The 16036-nt window shown below is 35.0% G+C and carries 12 protein-coding genes; all 12 read right to left on the reverse strand.

The window, feature by feature from the left end; genetic code table 11:
* Positions 1-123 precede the first annotated feature (123 nt).
* Positions 124-1233, reverse strand: coding sequence for a stage V sporulation protein E (gene spoVE, locus KQI49_RS12980; protein ID WP_216489579.1), 1110 nt, complete (start codon positions 1231-1233; stop codon positions 124-126).
* 104 nt (positions 1234-1337) lie between these two features.
* Complete coding sequence (gene murD, locus KQI49_RS12985; protein ID WP_216489581.1) at positions 1338-2684, reverse strand: UDP-N-acetylmuramoyl-L-alanine--D-glutamate ligase; 1347 nt, start codon at positions 2682-2684, stop codon at positions 1338-1340.
* Entirely contained in the window at positions 2681-3667 is a 987-nt protein-coding gene (gene mraY / locus KQI49_RS12990; RefSeq protein ID WP_216489583.1) for a phospho-N-acetylmuramoyl-pentapeptide-transferase, read from the reverse strand. The genes murD and mraY overlap by 4 nt, the downstream gene beginning before the upstream one ends.
* 219 nt (positions 3668-3886) lie before the next feature.
* Positions 3887-5248, reverse strand: a complete 1362-nt coding sequence (locus tag KQI49_RS12995) for a UDP-N-acetylmuramoyl-tripeptide--D-alanyl-D-alanine ligase (RefSeq protein WP_216489584.1) — start codon at positions 5246-5248, stop codon at positions 3887-3889.
* 5 nt (positions 5249-5253) lie between these two features.
* Complete coding sequence (locus tag KQI49_RS13000; protein ID WP_216489585.1) at positions 5254-6726, reverse strand: UDP-N-acetylmuramoyl-L-alanyl-D-glutamate--2,6-diaminopimelate ligase; 1473 nt, start codon at positions 6724-6726, stop codon at positions 5254-5256.
* Between the two features lie 184 nt (positions 6727-6910).
* Positions 6911-8842: a stage V sporulation protein D gene (locus tag KQI49_RS13005; protein ID WP_216489586.1), complete on the reverse strand. Its 1932-nt coding sequence runs from the start codon at positions 8840-8842 to the stop codon at positions 6911-6913.
* Positions 8843-8971: 129 nt separating this feature from the next.
* Positions 8972-11182 carry a penicillin-binding transpeptidase domain-containing protein gene (locus KQI49_RS13010; protein ID WP_216489587.1) on the reverse strand — a complete coding sequence of 737 codons (2211 nt, stop codon included), beginning with the start codon at positions 11180-11182 and terminating at the stop codon, positions 8972-8974.
* A gap of 15 nt (positions 11183-11197) precedes the next feature.
* A complete protein-coding gene (ftsL, locus tag KQI49_RS13015) occupies positions 11198-11572 on the reverse strand; it encodes a cell division protein FtsL (RefSeq protein WP_216489588.1) in 375 nt (124 codons plus the stop codon).
* A complete protein-coding gene (rsmH, locus tag KQI49_RS13020) occupies positions 11572-12546 on the reverse strand; it encodes a 16S rRNA (cytosine(1402)-N(4))-methyltransferase RsmH (protein WP_216489619.1) in 975 nt (324 codons plus the stop codon). The genes ftsL and rsmH overlap by 1 nt, the downstream gene beginning before the upstream one ends.
* 46 nt (positions 12547-12592) lie before the next feature.
* Complete coding sequence (gene mraZ / locus KQI49_RS13025; RefSeq protein ID WP_216489589.1) at positions 12593-13024, reverse strand: division/cell wall cluster transcriptional repressor MraZ; 432 nt, start codon at positions 13022-13024, stop codon at positions 12593-12595.
* 239 nt (positions 13025-13263) lie between these two features.
* On the reverse strand, positions 13264-14886 hold the full coding sequence (bshC, locus tag KQI49_RS13030; protein WP_216489590.1) for a bacillithiol biosynthesis cysteine-adding enzyme BshC: 1623 nt from the start codon (positions 14884-14886) through the stop codon (positions 13264-13266).
* A 132-nt stretch (positions 14887-15018) separates the two neighbouring features.
* Positions 15019-15888: a 2-dehydropantoate 2-reductase gene (locus KQI49_RS13035; RefSeq protein WP_216489591.1), complete on the reverse strand. Its 870-nt coding sequence runs from the start codon at positions 15886-15888 to the stop codon at positions 15019-15021.
* Positions 15889-16036: the final 148 nt, after the last annotated feature.

A 16036-nucleotide genomic window follows, 5' to 3' on the forward strand; every position in this document is an offset into this window, starting at 1 on the left:
CAAAATCAATTGGTATATGAATTATAACATAATATGTATCTAAACAGATAGTGCACAGTTAAATCATTACCCTTATTTTAATGTTTTTAAACATAGTAGTTTTTACCATCCAATACAACCCCCTTACAATCTACTATATCGGCTAATGTTTAGAAGAATTCCAGCTGAAGCCAAAGTTAAGGTCAGAGATGAGCCTCCATAACTTAGGAATGGTAAAGTAATTCCAGTAACTGGGATGAGACCTATAACAACACTTATATTTATCATAGCCTGAATTGTTAACATGGAAACGATGCCTAACGCTAAAAAACGCCCAAATAAATCTGGAGCCTCTAAGGCAACTTTGATTCCGCGCCAAAATAAAAAGAAAAATAATACTATCAGTAAAGTACCACCTATAAAGCCTAATTCTTCACCTAGAATAGAAAAGATAAAATCTGTCTGTGGTTCTGGTAAGTAAAAATACTTTTGTAAACTTTCACCAAATCCGACACCCATTAAGCCTCCGGGACCAATAGCATAAAGTGATTGAATGATTTGAAAACCATCACCAAGTGGATCTTCCCATGGATTTAGAAAAGCTGTAATCCGACTAATCCGATACGGAGCAGATATTATAAGAATAACAAAGCTAACCAATCCAATTAGCGCTAAGCCAAAAAAGTGTGAGAGTCTTGCGCCAGCTACAAAAATCATGATCATACATGTAGTAATTAGTACTATACCTGTACCCAAATCTGGCTGGAGCATGATAAGTCCAAAGGCAGAAATAACCAAAATCAATGAAGGAAAGAATCCTTTTTTAAAAGAAGCTATATATTTTTGATTTGAAGCAAGAAAAACAGATAAAAAAATAATAAGGCCTAGTTTCATAAATTCAGATGGCTGAATACTGAATGCTCCAACACCAATCCAGCTTTGAGCTCCTCCTCTTACCATACCGATACCAGGTACTAAAACTAAAACCAATAATAAATAACAGAAAAACAGGATATAGTTAGCGTACTTATTCCATGTATTATAGGGTATTCTCATAAAGATAACCATAGCAATGACTCCAGCACTAGCAAATAATAATTGTCTTTTTAAAAAGTAAAATTGGTCCGAGTATTTATATTCAGCCCAAATATATGAAGAACTGTAGACCATAGCTATGCCGGCAGTTAGAAGAAGGATAATCACTGTGAGCAAGAAATAATCAGGTTTTTCTTTGAGTTTTGTTGATTGGCTCATATACAAAAACACCCCTTAATAAATTAGGGGCGTCATTTTGTTCATATATATATTAAATCCATAACCAAATATAAAACAGACTAGAAAAAGACATGAACAAGCCCCTACTTTAATGTATGCACGGCTTGTATAAACATGTCACCTCTTTCTTCAAATGTTTTATATTGATCCCAACTAGCACAGGCTGGCGATAACAGAACGACATCACCTTCTTCAGATACTTCATACGCTAGTTTTGTGGCTTCTTTCATATTAGTTGTTTTTCGGCAGATAGAAATATTTGCTTCCTTAGCTGCTTGCTCTAACTTTTCAGCTGTTTCACCAAATACTATCATCGCTTTTACATTATTAAGGGCAGGAACTAAAGTATCAAAGTCGTTACCACGATCCAGACCACCCGCCAATAGGATTATCGGTTGGTTAAACGATGCTAAAGCTTTTTCAGTTGCTAATATATTTGTGGCTTTTGAATCATTATAAAACACTCTACCTTTAACCTTTTCAACCAATTGTAGTCGATGCTTAACACCAGAAAAGGAAGTTAACACTCTTTTTATTCCTTCGTTTGTGGCACCTTGTAATTTTGCAGCACAAACTGCGGCTAAAATATTTTCTAAATTATGAGTACCTACAAGAACAATGTCATGTCGCCTAATAATTTGTTCGCCATTAAAATACAAATAATTATCATCTATCCAGGCCCCTGACGTAAGTTGTTGTGTCGTTGAGAAAGGGATTTTATTAGACTTTGCTGTTGCAGCCCCATGGTTTACAGAATGATTATCGACATTATAGACTAGATAATCTTCTTTTGTTTGGTTTTTAAAAATATTAAATTTAGCCTGTTTATAGTTTTCAAGTGTCTTATGGTAATCTAAATGTGCGTCATATATGTTTAATAAAACTGCAATATGAGGGCTGAATCTAACAGTTCCCTGCAATTGGAATGAAGATAACTCCAAGACCAGCGTTTCATCTTTCTTTAAATCTACAGCTATATCTGAAGCTACTACCCCAATATTCCCAGCAACTTCGACAGGGCATTTGCTCATTTTAAGCATTTCACCTATCAGCATCGTCGTGGTTGTCTTTCCATTTGAACCGGTGACTCCAATCACAGAATTGCTAATGAGATAATTAATCAACTCAATTTCCGTAACAACGGGAATTTGACGCTTTTCAGCCTCATTAACAATAATGTTTTCATATGGAATACCTGGGTTTTTAATAACTAGATTGATATCATCTAACACTGAAAGTGGGTGGGCACCTGTAATAATATCGGCTCCCATCTCTTTTAACTCATCAATGTCCTTTGATTCTTGTGAAGTTATATCATTTATTCTTACTTTTACATCGTTCTCTAATAATATTCTTGCAGCAGATGTACCACTTTTCGCTAATCCTAGAACTAGTACATGCTGATACGGAAAGTTTATCAGCTTATTCATCCTAACCACACCCTAATATAAATACCGAGAGCAGCAAAGATCAGTCCAACCAACCAGAATGTCGACACAACTCTCCACTCTGACCACCCCAGTAACTCATAATGATGGTGGAGTGGGCTCATTTTAAAGACTCTCTTCCCTGTCGTTTTAAATGAAATAACCTGGATTATAACCGATAAAGTTTCAATGACAAACACACCACCAATAATAACAAGTATAATCTCTAATTTTGTTAGAATAGCTATACCTGCTATAGCTCCTCCCAGAGCAAGGGATCCAGTATCTCCCATAAAAACTTTTGCTGGATGAGCATTAAATACAAGAAAACCTAACAGTGCTCCAACTGTAGCCAATGCAAAAATTGTTACTTCATCCTGTGGCGAACCATACCATGCTAAAACGGCAAACGCTCCAAATGCAATAGCGGCCGTACCTGCTAAAAGACCATCTAATCCATCAGTTAAGTTAACAGCATTCGAAGAGCCGACAAGCATGAGAATAACTAATAAAGCATATCCCCATCCCAGCTCTAGCTGTATATTAGTGGCGGGTATATTAATATGTGTCGGAAAACCATGGTTATATAAAATCAGATAAAATATAACAGCGATAATTAATTGACCGGCCATTTTTTGTTTTGACGTCAATCCTAGATTTCGTTTCAGCGCGACTTTAATAAAATCATCTAAAAAACCTATTAATCCATAACCGAACAAGACAAACACAAGTAACCAGGTTTCATAGCTAATTGCCCCATTATTAATTTTAGCTGACATAATAAGTGATGTGATGATAACACTTAAAACAATCATCACTCCACCCATTGTTGGAGTTCCTGATTTCTTTTGATGCGACTTAGGGCCTTCTTCCCGAATGCTTTGTCCAAACTTTAAGCGTCGCAAAAATGGTATAAATAAAGGTGATAAAAGGACGGTTATTAAAAATGCTATGGCTAATGTGATTATTATTATAATGATGTTCATAAGATTTCTCCTCTCTGTGCTACGACCGTCCTCAAAAAAGTGAATCCTCAATCAGTAATGTGTAAAAGTGAGTTAAACCATTTATATGTAGTCTAAAAACACAAAAATTACGAACTTGATTGGTTCTTGAAATTTTATCCACTTTGGCAAGTTCTCAGCATTTATATTTATTTTACTTAATTCTTTTATAAAATCCAATCTTTAGTATCTAACTCTACATTAATTGATTTTTATCTTCTCAATCAATCTTTCAAATTCCATACCTCTTGAAGCCTTAAATAAGATTAGTGTATCTTCATTTAAATACCCCTGAAGGCTATTGATTAATTCATCAGATGAATTAAAGTGTTGAGAGTTAATATCATTTTCTTTTTCATTCACTTTCTTACCTGTTGCTTGGATCTCTTCCCCCATAGTAAATAAAGTTGTGATTGGGGACTCAATAACATCTGCTATAGACTCATGAAGTTCTTTAGAATGAGATCCGAGTTCGAAAACATCTCCCAAAACAAGAACTTTATTTTTATAGCCTGTCAGCTCCTTTACTACCTCAATCGCTGCCTTCATAGATGTTGGTGAAGCATTATACGCATCATTAATGATAGAAGTCCCGTTTTTCCCTTTAATCATTTCAAAGCGCATTGATGTTAAACTCAGATTTTTAAAAGCTTCGTTAATTTGTTCTTCTGTCACACCAACATCCAGACCAAGTGTGATTCCAAACGAAGCATTTTTAGCATGATGCTTACCTAATAATGGTATTACAAAATCCGACCCCGTTGATAAGTGAAATTGAGTTTGTTTTTGATGAAATGTAACTTCTGAAATGATAACATCGTTCGTTGAATTAAATCCACATTTAATTATATTATATTCAGAGGATTTATGTTCCAATAAATCCTCGTCACCATCGACAATTAGACAGCCATCATTTTTTAGACCGTTCGTTATCTCAAGTTTTGCTTTTGCTATACCAGCACGACTTTTAAGAAACTCAATATGGGATTCACCGATATTGGTAATGACAGCATAATCAGGTTTAGCTATACGTGATAATAAATCTATTTCACCAAAATCATTCATGCCCATTTCTAGAACGAGCATGTCTGTTTCTTTTTCCATTGATAAAATAGTGAGTGGTAAGCCGATATGGTTATTTAAATTTCCAAATGTATGATGTGTGTTAAATTTCTGTTTAAGTATTGTAGCAACAATATCCTTTGTTGTTGTTTTTCCATTAGACCCGGTAATTCCAATAACTGTAGGGTTAACTACATCTCTGTATTTAATAGACAACAATTGCAGCGCCTCTACTGTATCATCCACTAGGAAAACCGGAAAATCTTTTGGTAAGTCTGGTGGCAGTTGTCTTTCACTGTTCCATATAACCGCTACAGCTCCATTATCAATTGCTTGTAACACAAATTCATGGCCATCGAATTTCTCACCAATAATAGGAATAAAGAGAGAGTCTTTTGTTTTCTTACGACTATCTATGTTCACTTCTTGAATTGATAAAGCAGTCTTTGGGTTGCCTTCAAAATTATTAAAAATAGTTGTAAGCCAATCAGTTGTAAACATTTGCATCACTTCCCCTTATTCCTAATAGCTTCTTCAGCCACTTTATGATCATCAAAATCATGTTTTTCGTGACCTATCTGCTGATATGTTTCATGGCCTTTTCCTGCAATTAATATAACATCGTCTTCTTTCGCCATATTAATTGCTTCATTTATAGCTTGCTTCCGATTTACAACAACATGGTAATTAAGTGCATCTTTATTCAACCCAGTAACCATATCTTTTATAATTTCTTCTGGATCTTCTGTACGTGGATTATCTGATGTGAAAATAGCTTTATCAGCATACTTAACAGCAATTTGTGCCATTAAAGGGCGTTTAGTACGATCTCTATCCCCTCCACACCCTACGACAACATAAATATTTCTTTTAGCAAATCCTTTAATTGTTTCAAGAACATTATCTAATGAGTCTGGTGTGTGGGCATAGTCCACAATTACAGCGTATGGCTGATCAGCGAGAACAGGTTCAAAGCGTCCATTAACCCCCGTCACGACCTCCAATGCTTCTTTAATTACATTTAATGGCACCTCTCTAGCTAAAGCAGCAGAGGCCGCTGCTAACATATTATAAATGTTAAAATTACCAATCAACCTGCTTAAAATGTCCACATTACCAACAGGTGTCTCTAAGGTGAATTTTGTCTGGGTGATTCCTAGTTCGATATTGCTTGCCATAACATCTGATTTATTTTTTATTCCATATGTAATCAGATGCTGAGCAGTACTTTTCTTTAAGAGGCCACTCGCTTTCTCATCTTCGTTAATAATAGCGTATTTCTTGCTCGTTCCATATGTATTTCCAAGTTGAGAAAACAGCAAGCTTTTTGCTCGTAAATAATCATCCATATCCTTATGATAATCGAGATGATCTTGTGAAAGGTTTGTAAAAATAGCGATATCATAATTACATCCAAAAACACGTCCTTGATCAAGAGCATGTGAAGAAACCTCCATAATCGCCTGATCTACGTTTGCGTCAACCATTTTCTTAAAGTTAGTTTGTAATTCTAAGGAATCTGGTGTTGTATTATTTATCGGATATTCTTTTTCTCCAATTTTCATTTGAATCGTACCAATTAAACCAGTTTTTTTCATGTCATGATTGAAAATCTTCTCAAGCAAATAAGTTATTGTTGTTTTACCATTTGTTCCCGTAACACCAATTAATGACATGTTTTTTGTTGGATTATCAAAAAACTTCGCTGCTAACATTGCTAAAGCACGCTTAGTATCCGATATAACAATGACTGGAACAGGAAGCGACAGTTCTTTCTCAGCGACAACTGCCACAGCTCCTCTTTTAACCGCATTCTCTGCATAATCATGACCATCTACGGTAAAGCCTTGAATACAAATGAACAAAGAGCCATCGTTTACCTTGCGATCGTCCATTTGAATCTGGGTAATTTCTCTGTCTTCTATCGTCGTAGAAGTTCGATAAAATGGTAAACAGGAAAGGAGACTTGATAATTTCATATATTCAACATCCTTACATATTTAGTGTTAAACCGAAATCAAGCTTTAAAATTCGATATTTTAATTCCAACAATAAAAATACGTTTTATGATCATTCTTTCTGACCGTTATCAAATTATAATTATAGCAAAATTTTTGCCATTTAACGATCTTTTACTTATCTTTAATAGAAAATATTTTATCTTTATTCAGGTTCAGAGGATAAATAAATTCGTATCGTTGATCCAGATTCAACCTTTGTTCCAGGTTCAGGTGATTGATCAACAATATGTTCTCCTGAGCCATTAGTTTCTATTGTTAAATTAGTCATATACTCTCTTAAATCATCCTGGGTTTGACCAACAAGATCAGGAACATCTACTTTAGGTTCTTCTGGATAGACATACTCCTTTTCTAACCCATCAGTGCGCTGTTCAATTCCTAAAGCATTTAAACTATCACCAATAATGGTACCAACTATAGGAGCAGCGACAACACCACCGAACTGTACTGTATCTTTAGGATTATCTATAGCAACTAAGACCACAATTTCAGGGTCATCCGCAGGTGCAAATCCAATAAAAGAAACGATGTGATCATTAGCTAGGTAGCGTCCATCCTCCCCTACCTTCTGCGCAGTTCCAGTTTTCCCTCCCACTCTGTAACCATCTACATATGCGGGTCTACCTGTACCATAGGCAACGACACTCTCGAGAGTTTTACTTACTTCTTCCGATGTTTCCTTAGAGATAACCCGTTTTTTAAGTTTTTTCTCAGTTTTTTCCACCACTTCTTCAGTCTCTGGGTCAATCCATTCATCTGCAATATAGGGTTCGTAAAGGAAACCACCATTAATTGCGGCCGAAACAGCCATTACTTGTTGAATAGGAGTGACAGACACACCTTGTCCGAATGAAGTTGTCGCTAATTCAACAGGGCCGATGTTTTCCGGTTTAAATAAAATACCATTACCTTCACCTTGTAAATCTATTCCTGTTTTTGTTCCAAATCCAAAGTCTTTTATATAAGAAAACAATTTCTCTTTACCTAGTTTTTGTCCAAGAGTAACAAAACCTGGGTTGCATGAATTTTGCACAACTTCTAAATAAGTTTGTTCTCCATGCCCACCGCTTTTCCAACAACTTAAATTTGCTCCACCAACTTTAATTGATCCTTTATCATTATATTTATCTTTATGAAGATCAACAAGCCCTTCTTCTAACGTTGCAGCTAAAGTGATAATTTTAAACGTTGATCCTGGTTCAAATGTCTTCCAAATGGGCAAGTTGCGATCAAAAATTTCAGAATCTACGTCTTGATAATTTTCCGGATTAAATGTAGGACGTGATGCCATACCTAAAATACCACCTGTTTTAGGATTGACTGCTAAAGCCAGTGCATTGTCTGGGTTATATGTCGCTTCGGCTAAATCAAGTTCTCGTTCCATGATTGTTTGAACCTTTGAATCAATCGTTGTTTTTAAATTCAATCCGTCTTTAGGCGCTTTATATTGATCAGATAAATTATCTAATTTACCGCCTTTAGCATCGGAATAAATAGATAGGCTTCCTGCTTCTCCACTTAATTTTTCATCATGAAAAAGTTCAAGCCCCATCAACCCTTGATTATCGATTCCAGCAAACCCTAGAACATGGGCTAAGTCTGTACCAAAAGGATAATGTCTTTTAGAATCCTTTGCTAGATAAACTCCATTGATATCAAGTGTTCGTATCGCTTTTTCCTGTTGTTTAGAAATCTTTCGCCCCTCTGGATTAATATTAACGAAATTCGAGTCTTCTGTAACATGTCCATATGCTTCATCTACCGGAATATCAAGTATTCTTGCAAGTTTTTCTGCTGTATACTGTGGATTTTCGATTTGACGTGGTGCCAGGATAATAGAAGGTGCTGTCACATTTTCCGCTAATATTTCTTTATTGGCATCTAAAATATGTCCCCTCTCAGGCTCGAAGGTTATATCCCGTGTCCAAGATTCATCAGCCCACTCTGTTAGTTCTTTTCCAATAATAAATTGGACATACCCTAACCTAAAATCAATAATCACAAATGCCAAAAATCCAAAAAGAAAAACAGTGACTAATCTTTTTTTAACTGTCATAGTAGATACGCGTTTCATACTCCATCCCCTTTTCATAGGTAGGCTTGTTTCCACTATATGAGTTGAAAAATTGATTAGAACACCGTTTTAAAACAATTAAGTTATATGCGATTATTTTGTTGAAAAGAAGAATAACGACAGTGTCATTTAGTCTGTATCTTTTTCTTTCAGTTCGACTTTTGTTGGTGAACTTAATTCGACTGTTAAGCTATCCCCTTTTTTAATTGGTTTATCGGCCGCAATACTTTGAGATTCAACAAATCCATTACCTTTAATAGTAATTTCTAAATTTAATAGATTTGCAAGTTGCATAATATCACGAGATGACCAGCCAATGACGTTTGGCATTTTCACTTTATCAGTTATTAATATCACTCTATCATTCGGTAATACTTCTTCTCCTTCATGAACATTTGAAGCTGTCACCTTCTCACCTGAACCGATAACACTCACATTCACTCCTTGATTTTCCAAATCTTTCTTCACTTTTTTCGCGTTTTTTTCTTTTAGGTGAGTCATTTTAATTTCTTTTGTCTCGTTTTTAGCTTCCTTATCTGGTTCAATATTTAAATAACGCAAACTACTTTCCATGACATTTTTAAATATAAAAGACACTGGTGCTGAACCTTGCTCAAACCCATCTTCAGTTTCTAAATCTGGTTGTTTAACAGCAACATACATAATGAGTTCTGGATCATCGTGTGGGGCCATTCCTAAAAAGGAAAAAGTATTATTCCCAACACCGCGCAAATAACCTCCATCAGGATTAGGTATTTGGGAAGTTCCAGTTTTTCCAACTACAGAATAATTATCTAACGCGAACATCTTTCCCGTTCCATCTTTATCGGAGACAACCGATTCCAATAGATCGAGGACTTGATGAGACGTTTCTTTAGAAATTGGTTCACCAACTACTTTAGGTTGCTTTTCCTTAATCACGTCACCTGTATTTGCATCTACTATTCTCTTAATCACATAAGGTTGAAGCATTTTTCCATTATTCGCAATCGCTGAAGCAGCTTTTACTTGTTGAATGGGAGTAAGTGTTGTACCTTGCCCAAATGTTGTAGATAACTTATCACGCGGATAAGTATATGAAATTTTACCTTCAGATTCACCTGGTAAATCAATATCAGTCTTTTTATCGAAATCAAAGGAATGTAAATAATCCAAATAAGTATCTGAATCCATTTTTTCCCATAAAAGCTTAGCGGCAGCGACATTCGAAGAACGAATAAACCCTTCATCGTATGAAATGGTGCCCCATCCTTCACCACCATTATGATCATTGACTGGTTGAACTTGTTCATTAATGCGATAACTTCCTGACTTATATTCCTCGTCTCCATTATAGACGCCTTCCTCTATCGCACTTGCCCAAGTGAACATTTTCATTGTAGAGCCTGGTTCAAAAGGAGTTGAAATAGCATCATTATACCAATTTTTCACATCCTCAGGATTATTAGGATTATAACTAGGCCGATTTCCCATGGCTATAATCTCCCCTGTTTTTGCATCCATTACAATAGCAGTCATCCGTTCAGGTGTATATTGTTCTTGCACTTGTGACATTACATCTTCTAGTAAAGTTTGCACTTTTTGATCTATCGTTAAATAGACATCATTACCATTTTTAGGCTTTTTAATCACTTCATTGGGATCAAGCAATTTCTTGTTATATTTATCTCTTTCATAAGAAATATAGCCGTCCTCACCTTTTAACAAGTCGTTTTTTTCATCTTCAATCCCTGTAATTCCTTTAATTTCTCTAGTTACTTGTCCTTTTTCATCTTCTTCTTCTGTTTCCCTAGCAAAACCAATAATTCGAGATGCAAACATGCCATTAGGATAATAACGCATTGCCTCTTTGTTAAAATTAATTCCAGGCAATTTCATTGCAGTGATGTCGTCTTTTTGTTGTTGTGATAATCCTTTACCTTGCTTACCAAATTCTACTTGAGTCCTTCCGTTTTTTATCCCAGCATTTAAGGTAGTTAGAATATCCTCTTTTTCAACATTAAGAATATCAGATAGTTTTTCTGCAGTTTTTTCAGGATCCTCTACATGTTGAGGTGTTTTTTGGTTCTCCGAAAAAGCCTCATCAACAATGGCATAAAGACGATAAGTAGGCTGATCATAGGCTAATGCCATTCCATTATTATCTAAAATCTTTCCGCGCTCTGCATGAAGTGAATAAGATGACGTCCTTTTTTGTTTAGCCCATTGTTCTAATGATACATTATTAACCTCACCAGACACTTGTATGTACAAGAAACGACCACTTAACACTAAGAATATGCCTATAAATGAAATCATTAACAAGCCTGCAACAATATTTGTTGATTTATTCTTCTTCATATAAAGACTCCTAAACTATTTGTGCAATAGATTTGCTTGTTTGATTTTTGCATCTTGGATTTTGAGTCCATTTTCTTTAGCAATTTTAGTTATTCTTTCAGGCCTGCTTAATTCACTTACATCAAATGATAGTCCTTCGTTCTTTACTTGTTGAGTTTGAACTTCGCTTTCAAGTTGCTGAAGTTCACGATTTAATGAGTCTGTGGATGAGGAAAAGGAAACAACATAGATTCCTACAGAAACTAAACATATTCCCGCAATGGAATACAGCAACTTTTCTCCCTTTGTTATCCAGCTACTTTTACGAACCTTTACTTTAACCTTATTTTGCTCTTCTGGTTTATATGCTGGTGCTGATTGTTGCCATGTTTTAAATTTAGGTGCTGCCATTATCTCTTCCACCCTTCTATATATTTAAAGTCATTATTCCATTCATTCTTTTTCTCAACAATACGGAGTTTTGCCGATCGTGACCTACGATTTGCACTTAATTCTTCTTCTGTTGCTAAAATCGGTTTTCTAGTTATAAGTTTAAACGGCGCTTCGTGGTCTTTTGGCAGAATCGGTAAATTTCTCGGTACCTCTTTAGGTGTACTCCATTTTTTAAATGCTTGTTTACATATCCTATCCTCTAATGAGTGAAATGTTATAACAACGAGCCGACCACCTATTGATAAGTTCCGAGCCGCTTGATGAAGTGCATCATTAAAGACATTGAGCTCATCATTTACAGCAATTCGAATCGCTTGGAAAATTCTTTTACCTGGATGTCCACCCTTTCTCCTAGCTGGTGCTGGAATCGCTTCTTTAATGATATCGACTAGTTGATGTGTTGTTTCGATTGGCTCATATGTACGATGTGCTTCAATTTTTCTCGCAATTTGTTTTGAAAATTTCTCTTCCCCATATTTAAAAAATATCGATACTAAATCGTTATAAGACCATTCATTGACTATTTTGTAAGCTGTTAGTTTTTGAGTTTGATCCATCCTCATATCCAATGTGGCATCTTGATGATAACTAAAACCTCGTTCGCCTCGATCAAGTTGGGGCGAAGAGACTCCTAAATCAAATAAGACTCCGTCAACCTTTTCGATGTCATGCTCTGCTAACTTTGTTTCGAGGTGACTAAAATTACTGTGTATGAATACCAATTGATTTTTATATGAACTTAATCTCTCTTCTGCTGCTTGTAAAGCATCCAAGTCTTGGTCGAAGGCAATTAACTTTCCGTCAATTAACTCTTCTGCGATTTGCCTAGAATGGCCGCCTCCACCTACCGTACAGTCGACATATGTACCATTTGGATCAATATTCAAGCCTTTTATTGTTTCATTTCTTAGTACTGAGTAATGTTCAAACATTTTAACACCCATTTCAAGAAACTCGTTTCCATTTTTTAAAACGCATCTAAATATCAAAGTCCATTAAGTTTTCAGCAATCTCAGCAAAAGACTCTTCTGATTCCGTAAAGTAATCTTCCCAAGCTTCTTTCGCCCAGAACTCAACTCGATTGGAAACCCCAATGATTACACATTCTCTTTCAAGTTCTGCATAGTTTCTGAGAGGCTGTGATAAGTTTATTCTCCCCTGTTTATCCACTTCACATTCAACTGCGCCTGAAAAGAAAAAACGTGTAAATGCTCGTGCGTCTTTTTTAGTCAGTGGGAGTTTTTTTAATTTTTCTTCAAGTAATTTCCATTCATCTAGTGGATATGCGAATAAACATTTATCCAGTCCACGGGTCACAACAAAGCTTTCCCCAAGCTCTTCACGGAACTTCGAAGGAACAATAATACGCCCTTTTGTGTCAACATTATGTTGATATTCCCCCATGAACATAGAGTTCACCCACTTTCATGTTTTTATATTACCACATTCCACCACTTTTCACCACCAAATTATTAAAAAAGATTTTTATTACTAATAAATACCAGTTAAACGCTTAGTTACAGAGGTTTATTAAAAGAAAAAACACAAATAAAAAGCTAGGATAAACACTGTTGTATCAGTGTTTATCCTAGCTTTGTGCTATCAACGTTACACCAGACTATTCAAAAGTGGTAGAAGGTGGTGGAGTTTTAAAGATTTATCAAGAAATGATTTTCATCAAACGACATTGGTCGGCTTAGTAACTCTTTAATAAATTGCTTACCAAATTGATTAAAGAACAAAAGCGGATTCCAAACTCTTTCTTGCAAACCACCGAAGGGATGTAACATTATGTTTACTTTATTAAATTCAGATAGTTCTTGTTTATATTGAGCTTTTATTTTATTTAAAATTCTTTTTTCTAAGAAGTCGATATTCTCATGTAAGAAATACAAATTTTTCTCGCCTATAGATCCTAAGTCATCTCCTAATTGATGAGCGATATCCCTTAAAGGTTTATGCACTGCTTCAATTTTATTCTTGATTTCCATAGTAATTTCTTCGACAGGAGGTTCTATTTTTTCATTTAACCAATGATCTTTTTGTTCTTTGACTCCTTTATGAATGATTTCCTCTAATTTCAGATTATATTTTTCTGTTAGTTTAAAAGTATATGAATCAACGTAGGTCATGGACAACCTTGGTATGACTGGAGGCATTTTTAATTCCAGTGTATTAAATGCCGGTTTTAATGTGGACCAATAACTGATCTCACCTGGTCCGCCTATAAACGCAAGTGTTGGAAACAACAGCTCTTGCATTAGCGGACGACTTATTACATTATTACTTAAACGATCAGGACTGTTTTGAGCAATTTCAATCAACTCTTCTGTCGATAGTTTTATCTCATCGTTTTTACCAATCCAATACCCCGAGTCTGTTCTGTTTAAGAGGATCCGCTCATTATTTATATAAAAATAAAGATGTCCATTATTTGGTTGAAGATCAAGATCGACTGCATATCCACAACGTTTTAAATCTTGCCAAACACCATAAACCCCAGTACTGATTTCCGCTTGCTTATGAATTAATGTCGTGAAGTGGTCATTTTCTAACCTTCTTACTACCTCACTTCCTGAGTCTACCAAGACAAGACCTTCATCTTGAAACAAACTAAAAATGAGTCGTGCAAAAAAATCAACATATGAATCGGATTGTTCCAGACAGTCATTAATTGTCTGGTAGAGATCCTTTGTATATTGTGTTTCTTGTAAATGAACAAAGATATTTTTTAGCCATTTATATAATTTATCTTTTTGAATGGAAATGTCAGATACCGGCATTTTATCAATTGTGTGTCGAGGGAATACATGCTTTTTCATTTGATCGCCAGAAGGCATATATATATGGTTTATTTCATCAAAATCGTGGTCTTCTCCCGCAATCCAAAAAACTGGAATAACAGGAACCTGTAAATGCTCTTCCTGCTGTTTGGCATATTTTATAATCGAAATAATCTTATTGACCGTATACATGGGCCCTGTTAACAATCCAGCTTGTTGGCCACCAAGAACAACAACACTGTTTTTATCATTTAGTCGTTCTATATTCCCTAAGGTTGAGGGGGGAGCATCCCAATTTTGATTTAATTGAATTAGAGCTTTAGTTAACTCAAGTCTTTCAAAGGACTGATTCCTTAAATCGTCAAAACGCTTTTTCATATTCTTTGCAGATACTCCATAATCAAAGTATTGCATAATGTTTTCATCTTTTGCTCGATAATTGTTTATAATATTATTTTGATTTTTTAATTGTATTGGATTAATCTGCATATACTGACAAGCTCCTTTAATTATATGTAACATACCACGTCAATTTGTATTGTACATAAGATTTCACTACTTTTCATGCTTTCTGACTTTATGCGAATATTTAATCATGACTCAACTTTCGAAGAATGAATTTTAACTATTTTTATATTCTAATGCTTGAATTGCTTTATACACAAATGTAGTATATGGCAGTTCTGTTGTTGATTCGGTAATAATATATCCTGATATTGCTTCATTTTCTGTAGGACGATTTTCCATTAAATCTTTTAACATAGATGATATATTTTCACTTGTCTTTTTGGCAATCGTCTGAACACGGTGCCAATTTTCTTCGAAGTCTAGATTAAGTGATTCTGCCGCTTCGAAACATAATTTTTCTGCGATGTCATATAAATATTTATTAGATAAAATTACACCGTTTTTTACATTGAATAACGCTGTAAGTGGATTAATAACCGCATTAACAATTAACTTTTCCTTAAGCAAAATTTTCCAACTTGAACAAAAACGAACGGGAAATGAAATATTATTCAAGTGATTTCTTAGCCAATAATCACCTTCTTCACTTGCATTAAATTGAGCATAGGCTATTTCACCTTTACCAGTATGAGAAAACAGATTATCTTTTTCTCGTAGTGATCCGTGACTATTAATGCCAACATAAACAGGTTGAGTTAAGTGACTTAGATAATTAGTATGACTCATCCCGTTTGGTAAAAATAACAAGGGGGTCTGCGAATTCGTTTGATTAATCATAGGCATAATATCTTCAATTTGATGCTGTTTCACACAAATTATGATCAGTTCTTCTTCTTTCATGTTCTCTACTAATAACGATTCAACTGAAAAGTTTTCCCTGCTTTTTTCCTCCACTATACCTTCATTTCTAAGTAAGTGAGCTTGCTCATTTCTTCGTACGTAAACTCTCACCCTATGATATAAGCTTAAATAACTACTTATTAAAAGTCCTACAGAGCCTCCACCAACCACACCTATATTCATAAAAAATGATCCCCTCTCACTTTCCATCTCTCGGCAACAACAGCAGCTTAATTACATCTCATGTCTAAAACTAAAATTGAACCTTGTATACAATGCATTAAAGATGACCTTTTTCATTTGATTATTTTCTTTCTGTAACTGTTTATAT

The sequence above is a fragment of the Virgibacillus sp. MSJ-26 genome (assembly GCF_018918075.1).
In the GTDB taxonomy this organism is placed as follows: domain Bacteria; phylum Bacillota; class Bacilli; order Bacillales; family Amphibacillaceae; genus MSJ-26.